The sequence below is a fragment of the Ruminococcus flavefaciens ATCC 19208 genome (genome assembly GCF_000518765.1).
GTDB classification, from domain to species: Bacteria; Bacillota; Clostridia; order Oscillospirales; family Ruminococcaceae; genus Ruminococcus; species Ruminococcus flavefaciens.
The window spans coordinates 25,210-45,123 of the sequence record NZ_KI912490.1 but is presented as its reverse complement, the minus strand read 5'-3'; the positions used below and the strand labels follow the sequence as shown (position 1 = coordinate 45,123).

Genomic DNA, 19,914 nt, shown 5'->3' with positions numbered 1-19,914 from the left:
CCCTTTTGATGATATGCGGACGAGCAAGGGGGCGCAGGCTCTGCGCTGTAGGGGCGGCGTCACGCTGCAAAAAAACCTTTCCGTTCAGGGAAAGGTTTAAGTGTTATTAGCTGAACCACCAATAAGAATAAAGAGCTCTTCTGCAAGAACCGCAGTGTACTGTGTATAAATATGAATTACCTGAACCGGTTTTTGTAGTGTAAGTAAACCAACAGGTTAATATATTGTGACAGTTTCTGCATTCAGCGTGTGCTATGAGTGTATTGTCTGACTTTGGTGATACGTATTTTGTTATAGCTGTACCTGTGCCGAGAATAGTGAATGCCATTGCAATTGCTGAGATTTTTTTGACGATTTTCTTCATTTGTATTACTTCCTTTATTAAATATTTAAGGTAAACCTTATTTTAATTATATACTATATTATTATGAATGTCAATATTTGTAACTTAAAACAGCAATAAATGTAATATAAGTATTGATTAAGAAAGCAGTGTATACTCGGTGGGGAAGTCCATCAGACTGTAAAAACGGAAAATAGAAAAGCTCCCCGTTATGGAGAGCTTTCTTTTATAGATATGTATCGGAAGATCAGTGACAATCATCACAGCCATCTAAACATAAACCTGCTGCATGAAAAGTCTTGGGACCAAATATTCCGTCAACTGCTAAAAGTTCTATTCCTGCTTCTTCTAAAAGTTTTATTCTTCCTTCTTTTTTATATTTTTTATATACATCGTTTACATAGTTCTGAAGGTCCTTAACTCGCTGTTTAGTCTTTGAACCGTATATGCCGTCAACCTTCAAAGGCTCTCCCAAGTACCAGTTAAATTCAGAAATATAGTTTAATGCAGCCTGTATCCACTTTACTTTATCGCCTCTGCTTCCATAGCCTATACAGTCATCAGAGTCAGGCATAGTGTAATTCCAGACGTCCCAGTTAATATCTGCTGCCATTGCAACTAAGGTTGTGTCAGAGTCAGGTGAGAATGCTTTTGTAATGAATGTACCTGTGCCGAGAATAGTGAATGCCATTGCGAATGCTGAGATTTTTTTGACGATTTTCTTCATTTGTATTACTTCCTTTGTTAAATATTTAAGGTGTGAACACCTTATGCAAAGAATTATACATCACATTTTGCTAATTGTCAATAATTATTGTAAAAAACAGCAATAATTGTAATATAGCTCTAAGATCTAAGAACTAAGTAGTGGCGGATAATATCCGCCGCTACACATCGTATCTTGTTGTTTGTAGCGTAAGGTTCGGACTGCCAAAGGCACCACCTCCACTAATCACTATGCACTAACCACTAATCACTAAAAGCTTACACTCCGTATTTCACCTTTATTCGCTGCAGCTTCTCGCCGAAGGGCTTGGCAAGGAGATACAGGAACAGCACATTTGACACTGCATATGACGCAGTATAGGGGATAGCAGTCACAAGTGCCGCAAGGTAGAGCTTAACATCGAAGCCCTGATTGTACCACAGGACAGTCCATATATCCATGATGAAGGAGTAAGCAAGACCTGCCGCAGCACCGTATATGAGCAGGAGCGCACGGCTTTTTAGGAGCTTATCAGCAAGGAGTCCTGCGAAGAAGCCGATTAGTCCCCATGCAAGCATCTGAAAGGCAGTCCACGGACCCTGTCCGAAGTAGAAATTCGAGAGTATAGCCGTCAGCGAACCAACGAGGAAGCCTGCTTCACCGCCCAGATACAGGGCAGTGATTATAGTCAGTGCAGCTATGGGTTTAAGAAAGGGTATAAAGCGTCCTGCGAAGCAAAGTGCCGCCATTACCGCAACTATTACCATTCGGCGCGTTCCCGTGGACTTTTTCTCAAAGCCTGCCGCGAAGAGGAGAAGTGCCGATACTGCAACTGCAAGGGATATGATGATGTGTTTTTTCTCGTCAAAGGCGACAGCTCCCGCAATTGTAATAACAGGAACTGCGATCAATGGTACGGCGAACCTTATGAAGTCCCTGAGACTTTTATTTTTTATCAGGAGCATCGTAAAACTCCTTTCTGCCGTTGATACGGCATATTTCGGCAGCATCGTCCACGGTGATGATATTGTCGAAGTAACCGCGGGTCATTCTGCTTACAGCCGTTGTGTAGAAGTTGCTCTGCGAGAAAAACTCCTTTGGCGTACCTATTGAAACTATCTTCCCTCCGAAGAACATGGCGCACCTGTCAGCGCATACAGCAGCGAGCTCTACATCATGAGTGACAGTTACAATGGTCGCGCCTTTTTCTTTCAGTGACTGCATGACTGATATCATATTCAGCTTTGCGGCAGCGTCCAGACCCTTTGTAGGCTCGTCAAGGAGAAGTATCTTCGGCTTTGCGGCAAGGACTTTAGCCAGTGCAGCAAGCTGCTGCTCGCCGCCTGAAAGGTCATAGGGGTGTTTGTCAAGAAGATGAGAGATATCATATGGCAGTTTAGACAGCTCCGCGCCGCATTCTTCCAGTTCCTCGCGGACAGTATTTTTCAGGAACACGGTCTGAACGTCCTGAGGCAGCATAGCAAGGCATTCCCTGTACAGTGAGCGGTTCTTGTAGTCCTTAAGCTTTTTGCCGAGCACTGTTATCCTGCCGCTGTATGCTCTGAGAAGTCCTGCTGCTGCGGACAGAGCCGTAGTCTTTCCCGAACCGTTGCCGCCCAGTATACAGAATATCTCACCGCTGTACACCTTGAAGCTTAGGCCGTCAAGAATGTCCCTGCCGTCACGTGTGTAGCGGAAATAAACGTCCCTGAATTCAAGTGCAGCTGTGTCCGAATGCACGTATGATGCCTGCGCAAATCCGCGAGTAGTATTCCCGTAATTGCTTTCGATGAAAGACCTGCCCTCGCGGACTGTCAGCGGACAGCTTTCGCTGCCGCTGAGCTTCGCGTACAGGCGCGAAGCCGCAGGCATACCGCAGAGGATATCGGGACGGCTTTTCAGTGTATTTACGGCATCTGAGGGAGGAGAGTCAGCGATGAGACTGCCATTTTCCATAACAATGAGCCTGTCACATATGGGGACAACGTCCTCGAGGCGATGTTCAGCCATGATTATAGTAAGACCGAAGTCCTGATTGAGACGTTTCAGTGTAGCGATGAAGTCCGCAGCGGCAATTGGGTCAAGCTGTGCAGTAGGTTCATCGAGGATAAGGAGCTGCGGCTGCATAACGAGTACGGAAGCAAGATTGAGGAGCTGCTTCTGACCGCCCGAAAGCTCCGCAGTATCTCTGTCGAACCAGTCCCCGATACCGAAATAGCTTGCCATTTCCGCAATGCGTCGGTATATCTCATCGGACTTTACGCCCAGATTTTCCAGTCCGAAGGCAAGCTCGTGCCACACCTTATCCGTGACTATCTGCTGTTCGGGACGCTGCATCACAAAGCCTATGGACGCTGTGGAAGTCCTGCCATCGAGGGCAGATAATTCCTTTCCGCAGAAAATAACTTTTCCGCTGACATCTCCGAGAGGAGTAAGCTCACGTTTCAGCGTACGCAGCAGAGTGGACTTGCCGCTGCCCGTAGCTCCGCAGAGTACAGTGAATTCGCCGCTGTTAAGGTGAAAACTTATATTATTGAGGGCAGGAGAGCTGCACAGCGGGTAAGTAAAGGTCAGATCGTTGACCGCAAGTATTTCCATTTTAATCTGACCTCCGTTTCGATGATAAGGGGCAGCAGTATAAGTGCGCCGTATGAGAGTATACCGGATATGCCGAGGATATCGGGAGCTTTTATATTTATTTCGGGATAAAAGTCGATGCTGAGCGAGTCCGTACCCACAGCCGCTGCGGTAACTCCGAGAAGCAGCAGCGTTACGATGAGCAGGACTATATCACCCGCACGGAAGCCGAAGTGCCTCAGCTGAGTGCGTCTGCCTGTGCCGAAGCCTCTTGCCTCCATGCTGTCGGCAGTAATTATGCCGTTTTCAAGTGCCCATGTGACCATGACCGAGAAAACTCTCGAACGCCCTTTTATATCGTCAATGATGTTGTCGTCCTTGTAAAGTCCCATAGCGGTCTGAGCGTTGTTTATCTTCTCGGACTGTCTTCCGAACAGGGGAACGAATCTGAGTGCCATTGAAAGTACCAGAGACAGCTTCGGCGATAGCGCTCCTGTGAGATACAGCAGCTTCTCGCTTGTCATTATCTGAGTGAACGACCTGAACCAGTACAGTACTCCGATTATCATAGCTGCCGAATTCACGCCGTAAAGCAGAGCTTCAAGAGTTACGGGATTATGGTTCATAACGAACAGCACAGTCTTTCCGTTGTGTGAAATAAGCGGATTTGCAAGAGCCAGCACGGCAAAGAGCACCCAGAAGAAAAGATGCTCCCTGCCGTGGGAAAGACCGTTCCTGACTGTGAAGAAGAGAACCGCTCCCACAAGGGATATAGCCATAAGTATGGGATAGTTGCAGAACATTGCGACTCCCGTAACGCTGAAAAACCATACAGCAACGACTATGGGATTGTATTCAGAGAATTTCCTCATTTTTCGTATACCTCATCAAGGTCGTGACCAAGCTCGCAGGTGTACAGCCACTGTATCTTATCGCCATCACTGAGGACATATTCACCGCAGTTGCGAGAGGGAGTGATGCCGTTTACGTGGTACACCCAGCCTGACAGGTCGCCAAAGTCGAATTCGTAGATATAGTTTATGCCCGCGATATAGACCATGCCGTGTGAACCGCCAGAGCTGCCTGTATTCTCCACCTGTATGCCGTAGGTTTGAGCAGCTTCCGTAAGGATATCGAATACAGTATCACCTGCCTCAATGTCAAAGGCTGTAGGAGCAAGAATAACTCCGTCCTCGGGGATATGTTCAGCCCTGCCTGCTATAGTGCCGCAGTTTATTTCCATAGTGACAGTGCCGACAGCATTTTCCTTGTGCTTCTTCTCACCGCTGTAGTATTCCTCGGGCGAGGATATATCCGTAACAAGGACTATTACAACAGCAGCTCCTGCGACGATTGCAAGGAAGATAAAGTTCTTGTAATTGCGCTTGCCTGTGATAAAAAGTATAAGAGCTATCACCGCAGCTGCCACAAGGATTATGAGTATGACAGTGGGCTTATAGCTGCCATGCTTGTCCGTGCTCGGAGCAATAGTCGTTACAGTGATCTGAGTGTGTGAAGCCTTGACCGTTACAGTAGTTGTAACTACAGTTACCGAAGTCGCAGAAGCTTTCGTTACGGTCTTTGATGTCGTACCATTTGCAGCTGTGGTATGAGCAGTAGTCTTTGCAGAATTGCCGCTTTTTGCAGAAGTAGTCTGAGCATTGTTATTGGGCTTATCTGTACTGTTATCGCTGCTGTCCCCATGTCCGTCGCTGTGGTTATCTTCGTGAGTATCGGGCTGAGTCTGCCTGTGGAGACTGCAATTGTCAAGCACAAGCAGGGGAGAGCGTCCCTCGGTCATTCTCTTGAACGAGATAAGGGAGTATAGTGCCTGTACTGTTGCTGTCTCGTTGGACTCTCCGCCCATAGCGTGACAGAAGCTTCCGTCACCCAGCTGATAAGCCGTTATTCCGTCTATGACGTTATTTCCGTCCTTAATGAACCTGTCATCGTACCTGCAATCTATCCCCAAAGCCGACAGTGCAGTAAGCACTTGAGCTGCACTTTCGGGATTGGGAGTTCCGAAGCTCTGATAACCGCCGTTGTTCTCCTGACGGCGTGACATGAAGTCAAGAGCCCTGTCTACAGCCTCCGAGACATCGCTCCTGCCGCAGCTTGGAGCAAGAGCCTGAACTGTCATAGCCGTAACGTCTATATCACCGTAGCTGCCGAAAAGAGCCCAGCCGCCGTCATCGTACTGCATGGAAAGGATAGTGTCAACCACAGAGTCGGCGGTGAAGTTATGGCAGGTGTAGCCGTTATTGAGCACATGAAGTCCGTATATCCAGCTCATCATGCCCTGTTCGCCTATGGAGCTGTCAAGTATATCGGAGATGTAGCTGTCTGAGCTTCCTGCCGCACACAGAGCAAGTGCGTACTTTTCACGGGAGGTTGCCGAAGCAACGTTATTATTTGCAAGATAGCTTCTCAGGGAGCTTTCATACGCCGAAAGATCGGTATATCCGTCCTGACTCAGTGCGATAGCGTACCAGTCGGAAGTCCTGCCTGCACCCTCTGCTGCTTCACCGCGCAGCCATTCCTGTACGCTGCCCGAGCCTGTCTGTCTTAGCTTATAATCAACGATACCGCCGATGACGGAATCAACATCATCGGCGGTATATTCGTAACATTCAGCCTTTAACGGAACAAGACTGAGAGCAAGCATCAAAGTGATGACAGAGCACAGGATACCCGAAAGTATCTTATTCCTCATCTTTGCGTCTTAAAGCGAAAGCAACTGTGGCAGCTGCACCGAGAGCGAAAACAGTTACGCCTGCACCTTTATCGCCTGTCTTTGGCGAGTTGTTCTTTGCAGTAGTTGCCTTTGCTGTAGTTTTAGCAGTTGTCTTTGCAGTAGTTTTTGCTGTTGTTTCTGTAGTAGTTGTTACGGTAGTTGTAGTAGTTTCAGTAGTAGTTGTTGAAGTTGTAGTAGTTGATGCAGCCTCACCGTTGATATTTACAACAAATGAAGGGGGAGCGATGTTTACTGTATCCGAAACAGCGCTTACAACATTTTTGCCCGGTTCTGTAAGAGTGACCTTGAAACCGCCGTTTTCGTCAGTAACTACGCCTGTATCCTTGCCGTTTACAGTTATCTTTGCGCCTGCAATGGGCTTGTTGACAGGTGCCCAGTTCTCATCGAAATCAACGTAAGAAAGGCTGTTCTCCAGTTCATAGCCTGCATTCTGATCAGCATTGTTTCTGAGGCTGAAGAAGCTGTAGTGATAATCAAGATTTTTCGGATCAGGGAATGTGTAAGCGTCTATCATTGCGCCGTTTGCCACGATATCAGCTAATCCAGAAGCCATGTTATGGTTTACATAATAGCCGTAGCTGCCGCCGTTCTCTACTCCCCAGAGCTTGTCGAGACCGAGACCCCACTGAGTTACAGATGACTTATAGCCAGCTGCTGCACCGCCCTCATAGAATTTTTCGTGAGCGATATAGAGTGCGTCATTGATAGTGAGCTTGCCGTCACTGTCGATATCTGTGACTTCAATAGGCTCTTCTGTAAGAACGAGCTTGCTGTTATTGTCAGAGATAGTAACATATACTGTTGTTACATCTTCTGCACCTGCTGTCATGCCGATAGCAGAGAAGGATATGAGCAGAGAAGCTGCCATAGCGATTGATTTTTTCATATAGACCGACTCCTTTAAATTTAATAGGGCAACAAAAAAGCCTTTCCGCAGGGCAGAAAAGCGCAGCTGGGCAGTTTCGCATCACAGCGAAGAAAAGGCGGCATACGTTTTTCATTGTCCAAAAACGGTAAATACCTGCAATGTCCGACGAGCGATCCGACTGTACGGCAGTGACTGCTGCGACGGGATTTCACCGTGCTTCCCTCAGCTTCGGACTGCAAAATATTCATTTATAACGTAATTATAGCACTTGACTTTAACACTGTCAAGCAAAGATAAAAGGTATAATACTGAAAGTTTTTTATATTTGTTATATATGCAAACAAAATAATGAATAACTCAAGAATTATAGATAACAATTTGTAGTGACGACCAATGGTCGTCCGTGCCGGATTGATGTGCATGTTTGCGGACGCGCACTGCGCGTCCCTATAGGCTAAGGGCTAACAACTTGTTTTCCCCTGCCTGATATAAAACACACCGCAGCTGTTAAACTGCGGTGTTATGATGACGTTTATTCCGTACATTCTTCAAGCATATGGAGCTCTTTGGTATTGAATTCCTCGGGAGTGATGAATGTAGGCACCATTTTGTGAAGAGCCTTTATAGCGATAGCCTCATCGTTCTTGAGTGCAGCGTCGCGGAGCTTTTTAAGACTTGCAGCGAAGCATTCCTCGTCGATATCTATCTGCTTGCCGATGAAGATGAGCTTGTTTGAAGTCTTTTTCAGACCCTCCTCGTTCATGAGAAGCTCTTCCTTTATCTTTTCGCCGGGTCTGAGACCTGTAAACACGATAGGTACATCTTTATAAGGTACTTTTCCGTACATACGAATGAGGTTTTCGGCAAGTGTAACTATCTTTACAGGCTGTCCCATGTCAAGTACGAATATCTCGCCGCCGTGAGCAATGGCAGCAGCCTCCATAACAAGGCTTACAGCCTCGGGTATAGTCATAAAGTAGCGTATGATATCCTCATGTGTGACCGTTACGGGCTTGCCCTGCTCGATCTGCTTCTTGAAAAGCGGGATAACAGAGCCGTTTGAGCCGAGAACGTTGCCGAAACGTGTTGTAACGAATTCGGTCTTGCCCTCATGCTGCTGAGAGAGGTACTGTACTATCATTTCGCAGCATCTCTTTGAAGCACCCATAGCATTTGTAGGATTAACAGCCTTATCGGTGGATATCATGACAAATTTCTCTGCATTGTGGAACTGAGCAAGTGTAGCTACGTTAAATGTACCTACAACGTTGTTCTTTATAGCCTCCATAGGAGAAACTTCCATGAGAGGAACGTGCTTGTGAGCAGCTGCATGGAAAACTATCTGAGGCTTGTATCTTTCAAATATCTGATTTATACGGTAATAATCACGTACAGAAGCTATGAGGGTAACGAGGTTAAGGTCGCTGCCGTATTCCATAACGAGCTCCTGCTGTATCTCATAAGCGTTGTTTTCGTATATATCAACAATGATTATCTGCTGTGGGTGATATTTTGCTATCTGACGTACAAGCTCCGAGCCAATGCTTCCGCCGCCGCCTGTTACCATACATATCTTGCCGTTGATGAAAGCCTTTATGTCCTTGTTGTCGAATTTGATAGGATCGCGTCCGAGAAGCTCCTCTACCTTGATATCACGGACCTGTCCGAGCAAAGTAGCGGAATCATCGAGGATAAGAGTTCCGATAAAGGGAACTATCTTCAGTGGAAGCTTTGTATCATTGCATATATCAATAATGCCCTTGCGTTCATCAGATGTAAGAGAAGGTATGGCAAGGATAAGCTGTTCGATATCGTATTCCTTTACGAAACGAGGTATTTCTTCCGAACGTCCTACGATCTTTACACCGAGAACATCGGTACCCAGCTTAGCAGGATCGTTGTCGATTATGCACAGTGGATTGAACTGTGCGGAATACTTATCACCTGTGTATGGGGATTTCTGAGCATTGAATATCTCCCTGAGGAGCATTTTGCAAGCAGAACCACCGCCGATTATCAGGGTTCTTTTTGCGCTGTCGCTGATTTTTACTTTCGATTCCACAATAAACCTCCCAAAACTCCGCTTCATTTGCGGGAAATTACTTCAAAACGTCTTTATCATTTATATATCTTTTTATTTCCGAAAAGCATTCTTCTTCATCGCCGCTGTTGTCAAATCTGAAAGTGATACCTGCCTCAATCAGTTTTTCTTCCGAAAAGTCCCTGCTGTCGGCAATAAAGCGTCGGCATAGCTCTGTATATTTCGGTGCGGACTGTGTGCGCTCGCGCTCAATGGCACGAATGAGCCTTATGTCGTCCCTTACCTCAATGTACAGCGGTATGACAGTATCGCCGCAAAAATGCTCTTTTATTTTTAAGTATGATTCAAGAGTGCCGATGCCTATACAGCTTCCGCTGCTGAGAGATATGCTGTCAGCTGCTGTGAAATAAGTCCATTTGCCATAGACGGTATCATAAGTGCGCTCTTCGATGACTTTGCCGTTTTTCATCATATCATCGAAGGTGTCCCTGCTGACAAAATGGTATTCTCTTCCGTCCTTTTCGTTGTCTCTTATGGGACGGGTAGTGTACAGGACTATCGGGGTAAGACCCAGCTCGGAAACAGCGCGTCTGAAAAACGTATCCTTTCCCGATGAGCTTTTACCCATGATATAAAAAATGTGGTTCATTTCCAAGCTCCGAAAATAAAATCATTTTTTTTGCAGATTACTCCACGATATTCAATTATATCATAATATACGGAATAAATCAAGTAGACTGATGTTCAAAATTTGCGCTTTTTTGTTGGAATAATCACAAATAGGCTAAATAAACGAAATCTCATCGACAACGATGTTTTTTCTGGGCAAATGTACTGTTTTAAAAGGCGAATTTGTAAATTTTCCGTTTCATGGCTTTACATCGGGTAAAAAAAGTATTAAAGTATTATTTGGAAAACGGAAACATGAACGGAGGTTTATGAATGAAAAAAAGAAAAAAACTGACTTACAGGGCATTTTCGGCAATGGCAGCAGCTGTTATAGCAGGCAGCTCTTTCCTTCAGGCGGGGACAGAGCTTATTCCTTTTACCGCAAATGCAGGACAGCAGCTTGGACAGACAGATTTTGAGGATGGTGTGGGACTCCCGTGGCATATAGTGGAGTCAGCCCCCGGAGAAATGGACTTTGAGATAGACAACGGAGTTTATACAGTTGAGATAGTTAACCCCGGCGGAGCTTCACGAGGCGGTGAGGATCGCTGGGACTGCCAGTTCAGACACAGAGGACTGAAGATAGTGTCAGGACACAAGTATAAGGTGTCCTATGAGATAACTCCATCGGAGAGCGGAAAATACTACACCAAGATAGGCAACCTTGACGGCGATGTTGAGATATGGCACAACATGATGGCTGATAACGGTCCGGATTTCAATTCTACATGGGACTGCATACAGATAGGCAAGAACGAGACAAAAAAAGTGGAATTAACATTTACTGCCGATAAGTCCCTTGACGTTGCAGAGTGGGCATTCCATTTAGGCGGCGACGGACAGTACACCAACGGTGACTGCTTCCCTGTGGGCACAAAGATAAAGTTTGATAATATGTCCCTTATCGACCTTACAAGCGATGAGAACGATTATCCCGAGAATGTGAAGTATGAACGTGCAAGCATACTCACAAATCAGGTTGGCTACTTCAAGGACAGAGCCAAGAGGGCAACTCTCCTCAGCGATTCGGATAAGCCTGTTGCTTTCACTATCAAAGACGACTCAGACAAAAAAGTATACGAGGGAAAATCAGTGCCATTCGGACACGACAGCGACTCCGACGATGAGGTACATATCATTGATTTTTCTGACTTCAAAAAGACAGGTACATATTACATCGAGGACGAGGACGGCAATAAAAGCCATGAATTCAAGATAGATGGCTCAGAGGACTATTCCTCACTGCTTTACGACTCTCTGAACTACTTCTATCAGAATCGCAGCGGCATCGAGATAGAGAGCGACTTCATTTCGTCAGGGGATACCGCAGAGCTTGCACGTGCAGCAGGTCACCCGAAGGATATGGCTGAGATAGAGCAGACATGGGGCTACAGCGGAAGCAGCGGCTCTATCGACGTTACAGGCGGCTGGTACGATGCAGGCGACCACGGCAAGTACGTAGTAAACGGCGGTTTCTCACTCTGGCTCATGCAGAACCAGTACGAAACAGCACTGAAATACGGCTTTGAAAAGGCTTATGCCGACGGTACTATGCTCATTCCCGAAAACAACAACGGTACTCCCGACCTTCTCGACGAGGCCCGCTGGGAAATGGAATGGATGCTGAAAATGATAGTGGACAAGGGCGAATACAAGGATATGGCTTACCACAAGGCTCACGATGAGAAGTGGACAGCTCTTGGCATCGCTCCTGCCGATGATGATATGAAGCGTATCGTAAAGCCTCCTACAACAGCGGCTACACTTAATCTTGCTGCTTGTGCCGCACAGGCTGCAAGACTCTGGAAGGACTACGACAAGGATTTTGCCGACGAGTGCCTCGAAGCTGCGGAAAATGCATATGCAGCCGCAAAGAAGCACCCTGCTATGTATGCACCTCTTGACGAATCTGTAGGCGGCGGAGCTTACGGCGACGATGATGTTGAGGACGAGTTCTGCTGGGCAGCTCTTGAACTTTTCATCACAACAGGCAATGAGGACTATTACGATGACGCAGCAGAGAATAAATTCTTCCTCAGTGTACCGAAGTCGCTTGGCGGCGGAGAAAGCGTTGATACTGTGGGAAGCTTCGACTGGGGCAACACAGGTGCGCTGGCAACTCTCAGCACAGCACTCAATTCCGAGAATTTTGACAAGGGCGACGCTGAGATAGTTAAGGAAGCTATAATCGCTGCTGCAGACGAGTATATCGCACTTGAGGAAAATCAGGGCTACGGACTGCCCTACGGTCAAAGCACACTCAGCTACAACGACAGCGATAAGGGTTATATATGGGGCTCTAATTCATTCGTTGCGGATAATGCCATTGTTATGTCCTATGCGTATCTCCTCACTGACGAGGATCAGTATCTTGACGGAGCTATAGGCGGCATGGATTATCTCCTGGGCAGAAATGCTATGGACTACTCCTATGTTACAGGCTACGGCTCACACGCTATAGAGTACCCTCACCACCGTTTCTGGGCAAAGCAGATAGACGATACATTCCCGAAAGCACCCAATGGCGTAATGTGCGGCGGACCGAACTCGGGTATGCAGGATCCGTGGGTACAGGGTTCAGGCTGGAAGAAAGGCGAGATACCGCCTCAGAAGTGCTATCTTGACAACATCGAGGCATGGTCTGTAAATGAGTGTACTATCAACTGGAACGCTTCACTTGCATGGCTTACAGCCTTTACTGCTCAGGAAGCAAGCGACGAGGGTATTGCCATAAGTCACCACAGCAACGGCAAAAAGCCCGAGAAAGAGAAGGAGACTGAGGCAACTACCAAAAAATCAAAGTCTGACACTACAGCAGCAAAGACTGATAAAGCAGACAGCAGTGACACAAAGAAGGAAAAAGACGATAAGTCAGGCGGTCTGGGCAAGTTAGCACTTCTCTGCGGTGCAGCAGTTGTCGGTCTTATCTCACTGGAGCTTTTCGTTTATAAAATGGCAAAGCTGAAAAAGAACAGTAAATAAAATCAAGCCGCAGCGGTTCTGCTGCGGTAATTTTTTCCCGATATGCGAAAAAAGCCTTGTAAATAGCTGAATTTTCATTTTGCTATCACAAACGCAGACAAACTCAGGCTTGACTTTTTCTGAAATACGTAGTATAATATTCTATATTTATTAAATAGGAGCGTGTTTTGTACATGAGTAAAGGAAACGGAATTTTCAGTAATCTGAAAAAATCCACAAAGATAACTCTCATATCTTGTGGCTGTTTCATTGCACTTTCAGCAGCTATACTCTTTTTCTTCGTTATGTTTCCAATAACACCTTCGGAAAAGGTAATATCTGCATTCGGACGCGAAAGCATCTACAAAAATGATACTACGGTAACAACAGTTGCTTCCACAGCAGTATCAACTTCAAATAACGATATCGTGGTTGCGACCACTACAAAGACTAAAACCACTACTGCCCGCAGAACTACAGGAACTGATATTCCTAAGGTAACTCAGGGTTCGGGGTTCTATACAGGACAGAAGATACCTTCAGGCGGAACACCCGGTGAGAATTATTTCACACCTACATTCCAGACTACAACAACATCTGCTGTAGGAGGATACACAGGCGGCGGTTCATCTATCACGAGCACACCTAACGGCGGCACCGGCGGATATACAGGCGGCGGTACAGGCACAGGCGGTGAAACTCAAACACCTGTAGAAGGCGGCGGTACAGGCACCGGCGGCGAAACTCAGACACCTGTAGAAGGCGGCGGAGCAACAGGCGGCGAAACTGCTGCACCTGTAGAGGGCGGCGGAGCAACAGGCGGCGGAGCTGCTGCACCTGTAGAAGGCGGCGGAGCTGCTACAGCGGAATAATACAAAGAAAGGCTTCCAATTGATCTGGAAGCCTTATTTTTTAGCACTTAGAAATTAGTAAGTAGTGAGTAGTAGGGACGACCATTGGTCGTCCGCACCTCACGATATAAACAACAAGATACGATGTGTAGGGGCTGCCAGCTCTGCATATAGCATTGCTGACCAAATCAAAGATTTGGAGCACTGCTTATTTGGCAGTCCGCAGCATTAAATACAGGGACGCCTTGCAAGAGAAGGCGTCCCTTATATCATTTTTTAACGAAGATTAATCAGAATACAGCTTTTTTTATCATATCCAGCTCCTTGAGGGAGATGCAGTTCGGGATATCTTCGTATTTCATTACCGAGAGAAGCTCGTCTATTTCAGCCCAGCCTACCTCCGAGACCTCTGAGGACTGTAATGTGAGCTCTTCTATCTCGATAGGCTCGCGGCATATGTATACAGCTACAAGCTCGTTATCGTGAATACTGCCGTTTGAGTATTCAGCTTTTTTCAGTCCTATGAATTCAAGCTGGCTGCGGTTGATATCGAGACCAAGCTCTTCATGGACTTCTTTCAGAGCAGTATGACGGAATTCCTCACCCTGTGTAACATGACCTGCTGCCGAAACGTCATAGCAATCCGGGTGGATATCCTTTTCGTGGGCACGTTTTTGCAGAAGTGCAAAGATGCCTCCGTCACGGCGTTTTATCATCCATATATGTACAGTCGGGTGGAGATCACCGTCTCTGTGAACAAGTGTACGCGGTTTGCTGTCGGCAGTTATCCTTGCCTTATCGTCGATGAGGTTGAGAAATTCATCAACTATGAATTCAACCTTTATTTCGGGATTTTCCTCGGCAGCCTCTGCGAATACCGCTTTTATCTCGTCAACGGCTTTGTTTTCCGTATTTTCGTTTGACACATAGACCTTATATGAAGCTGGTGAACCTATTTTTGCAATAGCTCCGGCCAGTGTGAACTTGTCGTTTATATCGGGATCATCAAGTTTTTTTGCAGTCTCGGCATAGAGCTTTTCCATAGTAGCCAGTCTGCTCAGAAAAATTTCAACATCTTCCATAATTATCTCCATCTCAGCATTAGCTTGCATTAATGTTTCAGCGGTTTACATTATATACCCATGAGTGAAAAATGTCAAGTCATTTTTCGTGAATAATAAAAAACAGCTCCCCGTTTTTCAGCGAGGAGCTTTTCAGCGTCCCAAAGAGGAGTCGAACCTCCGGCCTACTGCTTAGGAGGCAGTCGCTCTATCCTACTGAGCTATTGGGACACATTATGTATATTATTTTATCACATATTTCCGCTCATTGCAAGCTCTGGAAAATAATTTTATATTTTTACTTAAATATGCTGCGGATTTGAGCATTTTGACAATGGCTTTTATATTGACGTTTTTAGCAAAATCTGTTATAATAATTATAAGTATACATTAATAATATTAAAGCAGCTCTGCAAAACAGAGCTCTGCTCTTTACGGAGATGATAAAATGACAGAGCAGACAACTATGGGAGAATCAGTTACCGAAGCTGCAACAAATGAAGTTATAGGGACGATACAGGAATCAGTTGAAAAGACATCGGGATTTTTCGCTGAAGCGGCAGCCTATCTGAAAAAGGCACTGCCTTTGATAATTGTTGCAATGCTTATACTTGTTCTGGGCATACTTATCTCAAAGCTCATAGCAAAGATAGTGGAAAAGGCTGTATCAAAGTCAAATGTAAACGGTGCAGCAAAAAGCTTTCTTGTGTCGCTGATAAAAATAATACTGTATATCGCAGTTATCATCATGGCATTGTCCGTACTAAAGGTGCCTATGTCCTCAATAATAACCATACTCGGTGCAGCAGGACTTGCTATCAGCCTTGCGCTGCAAAGCTGTCTTTCAAATCTGTGCGGCGGATTTATTATCTTGTTTACCAAGCCGTTTACAACTGGAGATATAATAGAGCTTGACAGTTCTGTTGGAACAGTTCGTGACATAGGTATATTCTATACGAAAATGCTTACCTTTGACGGAAAGACCGTGTTCATACCAAACGGCAAGGTGACCGATGCAAAGATAGTGAATTATACCGAAACTCCGACGAGACGTATAGATCTGAGCTTTGATATCAGCTACAGCTCTGACTTTGAAAAGGCTCGGCAGGTGATACTTGATGTTATCGCAAATGAAAAGCTGATACTGAAAGAGCCTGCCCCAATAGTGAGAATGAGCTCACATAACAATAGCTCGGTATCTGTAGCGGTACTTGTGTGGGTGAATAACAGTAACTTCCTTGAAGAGAGCTACAGTATGACAGAAGCAGTCAAGGCTGCATTTGAAGAAAACGGCATAGAGATACCGTTTGATCAGTTAGATATACACATAAAGGATAAGGTTTAATGAGCGGAAAAAAAGAGGCAAAACAGAGCGAAGTACCTAAGAAAGAGACAAAAAAGAAAAAGTCACATATATGGCTGTGGATAGTGATATTGTTTATTATATGGTGGTTCAATAATTATACACTTGCTGTAAATAACGTCAGCATGGAGTCCTCAAAGGTCAGCAGTAAAATGCGTTTCGCCATAATAGGTGACCTTCACGCCACCAAACATGGCATAAAAAATCAGAAGATATTTGAAAACGTTGATAAGGAAAAGCCTGATGCGATACTTTTTCTCGGTGATATGTACACAAGTGAAAGCGACAGCGAGCTTATGAAAATACCTGTGGAGCTTGCTGAGAAATTCACCACTGCGGGATATCCTGTCTATGCAGTCACAGGCGAGCACGATACCGATTCGGAGTATATAAAGGAACTTGAAGCTGTTGGTGCTGATGTATTGGAGTATGAAAGCGAATACATCGGCGTAAACGGCAATCGTGTTCAGATCATGGGCATAGACAATGTTTATTACAGTCCCACATTTGACCTGAGAAATGAGTTTTCAAATGATCCTGACTGCTTCAATCTTCTGCTTGCACATATACCGAACTACGAGAAATTTGCAGCCTTCGGAGCAGATCTTACAATATGTGCGGACACTCACGGCGATATGGTACAGCTTCCGTTTATAGGACCGCTTTACCATACGGAAACAAAAACATGGCTTCCAAAGCTCTCGGATAAGGAGCTTGAAATATACGATAAAGGCTTTTTTGATTATGACGGGGGGAAAATGTTCATAACATCGGGAGTAGGAGTATATCCCGTACCTGTGAGATTTTACAATCGTCCCGAAATAGTCATATTAGACGTTGAACCAAAGAGGTGAAAAGTATGAGCAAGGAAAAAATCACAGATATAGCTATAATCGGAGGCGGTGCTTCGGGACTTGCAGCAGCAATAGAAGCAAAGACCATAATGCCGAATGCAAAGGTAGTCATACTTGAAAAGCTTGACAGAGTAGGCAAGAAGCTGCTTGCAACAGGCAACGGACGCTGCAATCTCAGTAATACCGACCTCAGCGAAGGACATTATCACGGCAGCGTCAGGAACGCAAAGAGGATAATGCAGGCAACTCCCTCGGCAAAGGAGTTTTTCGGCAGTCTCGGAGTGCTCTGTACAGCCGATTCCAAGGGCAGGATATATCCTCGCAGCAATAATGCGGCAACTGTGCTCAATGCACTGAGAATGAGGGCAGAGGAGCTTGGTGTCATCGAAAGATGCGGCTTTGAAGCCAATTTCATAGAGAGCGGTGACAACTACTTCAGGATATCTACTGCTTCAGGTGAGAAGTATCCGTGCAGACGCATAATAGTTGCGGCAGGAGGCTATGCTGCACCGCAGTTCGGAACCGACGGAAGTGTTATAAGGCTTCTCCGCAGCAAGGGCTGCCATACCACAAAGATATGCCCTGCCGTAGCACCTCTGAGAGTACGTCCCGAGCTTCTGAAAGGACTTAAAGGAGTCCGTGCAAAGGGCAGAGTTACAGCCTATTCGGGAGGACGTTTTCTCAAGGACGAAACGGGCGAGATACAGTTTACCGAGAATTCGCTTTCGGGAATTTGCGTATTTAATATGGCTCATCTTATTTCAAGGTTCGATGGCAAGCTCACACTCAGGCTCGATCTTGCGGCAGATATGGAAAATGAACAGCTCATGGGCTATCTCCGCATCATACACTTTCAGCGCGGAAAGCATACCACGGACGAGCTGCTCACAGGACTTTTCCAGCGTAATCTTGCGGCATACATAACCAAAAGAGCTTTGGGCAAGCCCCTCACGGACAAGATAGCTTCACTTACTGATACTGACCTCAGAAAGATAGCTCAGCTCATAAAGAACATGGATTTTGACATTCTTGGAAGTGCCCCGTGGAAGGACGCACAGGTAACATCAGGCGGCATCAGCGGCGAGTGCGTTGATGACAGATTGCAGCTGAGAAGCGAAAAGGGTATCTTTCTCTGCGGAGAGATACTTGATATCGACGGTGACTGCGGAGGCTATAATCTGCAATGGGCATGGTCATCGGGAATATTCGCAGGACGAAACTGTGCGGAGTCGCTGAGAGGAGCGTCACTATGATAAGAGCAGGCGGCATAAGAGTGTCACTTGATACCGACCTCAGCGACCTTGCAGGGATATGTGAGAAAAAACTGCATATAAACCGTGACAGGATAATCAGTGTAAAGCTTGCGAAAAAGTCGGTGGACGCACGAAAGAAGTCCGATGTTCATTTCCTTATTTCCCTTGACATAGATGCAAAGGGCGAGGAAAAGCTGCTGAAAACTCTGAAAAATGCTTCAAAAGCCGAAAAGACAGACTACAGAGTACCCAAGCTGAATAATCCGTCTTATCGCCCTGTAGTGGTAGGCTTCGGACCTGCGGGAATGTTCGCTGCACTTGTACTTGCAATGGCAGGAGCAAAGCCCATAGTCCTCGAAAGAGGCGGCGATGTGGACTCCCGTGTAAAGGCGGTTGAGGAATTTCAGAGCGGCGGAAAGCTTGACCCCGAATGCAACGTGCAGTTCGGCGAGGGCGGAGCAGGTACTTTTTCCGACGGCAAGCTGACCACAGGCATAAAAGACAGACGTATCGGCTGGATACTGGAAAGGCTTGTGGAATTCGGTGCGCCCGATGAGATACTCTATCTTGCGAAGCCACATATCGGCACGGACAAGCTCCGCGGAGCTGTAAAGTCTCTCCGTGAGAGAGTCATATCTCTGGGCGGAGAAGTCAGATTTAACACAAAATTCTGCGGATTTGAAGCTGAAAACGGCAGCCTTTCCGCAGTCAGATACGTACAGAACGGTCAGGAGCATAGTCTTGAAACACAGAGCCTGATACTTGCCACAGGTCACAGTGCAAGGGACGTATTTGAACTGCTCTATAATGAAAAAATAACTCTTTCACAGAAGAATTTCTCTGTGGGAGTTCGTGCGGAGCATCTCAGAAAAGACATTGACAGAGCAATGTACGGAGATTTTGCAGGACACTCTGCACTTAAAGCCGCCGATTACAAGCTTGCGGTACATCTCCCCAACGGACGTACACTGTATACCTTCTGTATGTGCCCCGGAGGACACGTTGTTGCAGCTTCATCTGAGAAAGGCAGACTTGCGGTCAACGGAATGAGCTACTTCTCCCGTGACGCAGAGAACTCCAACAGCGCATTGCTTGTAAATATAAATACCGATGACTACGGCAGCGATCACCCTCTTGCAGGAATGTATTTCCAGCGTGAGCTTGAAGAAAAGGCTTTCATTGCAGGTGGCAGCGATTATCATGCACCTGTGGCAGTCCTCGGTGATTTCATGGAAGGGCGAGTCAGCGAAAAGCTTGGCAGAGTCAAGCCCTCGTATCGTCCCGATATAAGATTTGCAGCTCCCGAGGAATATCTTCCCGACTATGTGTGCGAGTCCCTGAGACTTGGCATAAAGGAAATGGGCAAGAAGATAAAGGGCTTTGATGATAATGACACTCTCCTTACGGGCATAGAGAGCAGGAGCAGCTCACCTGTAAGGATAAACAGAGGCGACGACCTGCAATCCGTATCGCTGAAAGGATTCTATCCCTGCGGTGAGGGAGCAGGCTATGCAGGCGGTATAGTTTCGGCAGCAGTTGACGGCATGAAGTGTGCTGAAGCAGTTATTGAAGCCCTGAACAGTTAAACTGTAGGGACGACCATTGGTCGTCC

At 46.2% G+C, this 19,914-nt stretch carries 16 protein-coding genes and 1 tRNA gene; 6 read left to right on the top strand and 11 right to left on the bottom strand.

Going from position 1 to position 19,914, the window contains the following annotated elements; all coding sequences use genetic code 11:
• Window positions 1-106: 106 nt before the first annotated feature.
• From L870_RS0110415 to L870_RS0110375, 9 genes are all read right to left on the bottom strand, one after another.
• The gene (locus tag L870_RS0110415) at window positions 107-364 is read right to left on the bottom strand and encodes a hypothetical protein (protein WP_028518095.1); all 258 of its coding nucleotides are present in this window, start codon (window positions 362-364) and stop codon (window positions 107-109) included.
• Window positions 365-590: 226 nt separating this feature from the next.
• Window positions 591-1,070, bottom strand: coding sequence for a peptidoglycan-binding domain-containing protein (locus L870_RS0110410; RefSeq protein ID WP_028518094.1), 480 nt, complete (start codon window positions 1,068-1,070; stop codon window positions 591-593).
• A 257-nt stretch (window positions 1,071-1,327) separates the two neighbouring features.
• Window positions 1,328-2,014, bottom strand: coding sequence for an ECF transporter S component (locus L870_RS0110405; RefSeq protein ID WP_028518496.1), 687 nt, complete (start codon window positions 2,012-2,014; stop codon window positions 1,328-1,330).
• The gene (locus tag L870_RS17285; RefSeq protein ID WP_037272008.1) at window positions 1,995-3,647 is read right to left on the bottom strand and encodes an ABC transporter ATP-binding protein; all 1,653 of its coding nucleotides are present in this window, start codon (window positions 3,645-3,647) and stop codon (window positions 1,995-1,997) included. Before L870_RS17285 ends, L870_RS0110405 begins: the two co-directional genes overlap by 20 nt.
• Window positions 3,620-4,498 (bottom strand): energy-coupling factor transporter transmembrane component T, encoded by an 879-nt coding sequence (locus tag L870_RS0110395; RefSeq protein ID WP_028518093.1) that lies wholly within the window; start codon window positions 4,496-4,498, stop codon window positions 3,620-3,622. The genes L870_RS17285 and L870_RS0110395 overlap by 28 nt, the downstream gene beginning before the upstream one ends.
• Window positions 4,495-6,339 (bottom strand): DUF4430 domain-containing protein, encoded by a 1,845-nt coding sequence (locus L870_RS0110390; protein WP_028518092.1) that lies wholly within the window; start codon window positions 6,337-6,339, stop codon window positions 4,495-4,497. The genes L870_RS0110395 and L870_RS0110390 overlap by 4 nt, the downstream gene beginning before the upstream one ends.
• Window positions 6,329-7,267: a peptidase associated/transthyretin-like domain-containing protein gene (locus L870_RS0110385; protein ID WP_028518091.1), complete on the bottom strand. Its 939-nt coding sequence runs from the start codon at window positions 7,265-7,267 to the stop codon at window positions 6,329-6,331. The genes L870_RS0110390 and L870_RS0110385 overlap by 11 nt, the downstream gene beginning before the upstream one ends.
• A gap of 514 nt (window positions 7,268-7,781) precedes the next feature.
• The gene (locus L870_RS17280) at window positions 7,782-9,311 is read right to left on the bottom strand and encodes a polysaccharide biosynthesis protein (RefSeq protein WP_037272005.1); all 1,530 of its coding nucleotides are present in this window, start codon (window positions 9,309-9,311) and stop codon (window positions 7,782-7,784) included.
• 37 nt (window positions 9,312-9,348) lie between these two features.
• Window positions 9,349-9,939 (bottom strand): guanylate kinase, encoded by a 591-nt coding sequence (locus tag L870_RS0110375; protein WP_028518090.1) that lies wholly within the window; start codon window positions 9,937-9,939, stop codon window positions 9,349-9,351.
• Between the two features lie 293 nt (window positions 9,940-10,232).
• Here L870_RS0110375 and L870_RS0110370 point away from each other — a divergent pair, with 293 nt between their 5' ends.
• A complete protein-coding gene (locus tag L870_RS0110370) occupies window positions 10,233-12,941 on the top strand; it encodes a glycoside hydrolase family 9 protein (protein ID WP_037272002.1) in 2,709 nt (902 codons plus the stop codon).
• Between the two features lie 173 nt (window positions 12,942-13,114).
• Window positions 13,115-13,792: a hypothetical protein gene (locus L870_RS0110365; protein WP_028518088.1), complete on the top strand. Its 678-nt coding sequence runs from the start codon at window positions 13,115-13,117 to the stop codon at window positions 13,790-13,792.
• 269 nt (window positions 13,793-14,061) lie between these two features.
• Here L870_RS0110365 and L870_RS0110360 read toward each other — a convergent pair whose 3' ends face one another.
• Both L870_RS0110360 and L870_RS0110355 read right to left on the bottom strand, forming a co-directional pair.
• Complete coding sequence (locus L870_RS0110360; protein WP_242836502.1) at window positions 14,062-14,853, bottom strand: NUDIX hydrolase; 792 nt, start codon at window positions 14,851-14,853, stop codon at window positions 14,062-14,064.
• Window positions 14,854-14,989: 136 nt separating this feature from the next.
• Window positions 14,990-15,063 (bottom strand) — tRNA-Arg (locus L870_RS0110355).
• Between the two features lie 217 nt (window positions 15,064-15,280).
• Between L870_RS0110355 and L870_RS0110350 the strand changes: the two genes are divergently transcribed.
• From L870_RS0110350 to L870_RS0110335, 4 genes are read left to right on the top strand one after another with little or no spacing between them, the layout of a single operon-like run.
• Window positions 15,281-16,177, top strand: a complete 897-nt coding sequence (locus L870_RS0110350) for a mechanosensitive ion channel family protein (protein WP_080676417.1) — start codon at window positions 15,281-15,283, stop codon at window positions 16,175-16,177.
• Entirely contained in the window at window positions 16,177-17,049 is an 873-nt protein-coding gene (locus tag L870_RS0110345) for a metallophosphoesterase (protein ID WP_028518085.1), read from the top strand. Before L870_RS0110350 ends, L870_RS0110345 begins: the two co-directional genes overlap by 1 nt.
• 5 nt (window positions 17,050-17,054) lie before the next feature.
• Complete coding sequence (locus L870_RS0110340) at window positions 17,055-18,302, top strand: aminoacetone oxidase family FAD-binding enzyme (protein WP_037271998.1); 1,248 nt, start codon at window positions 17,055-17,057, stop codon at window positions 18,300-18,302.
• Entirely contained in the window at window positions 18,299-19,888 is a 1,590-nt protein-coding gene (locus tag L870_RS0110335) for an NAD(P)/FAD-dependent oxidoreductase (RefSeq protein ID WP_028518083.1), read from the top strand. Before L870_RS0110340 ends, L870_RS0110335 begins: the two co-directional genes overlap by 4 nt.
• The last annotated feature ends 26 nt before the right edge of the window (window positions 19,889-19,914 follow it).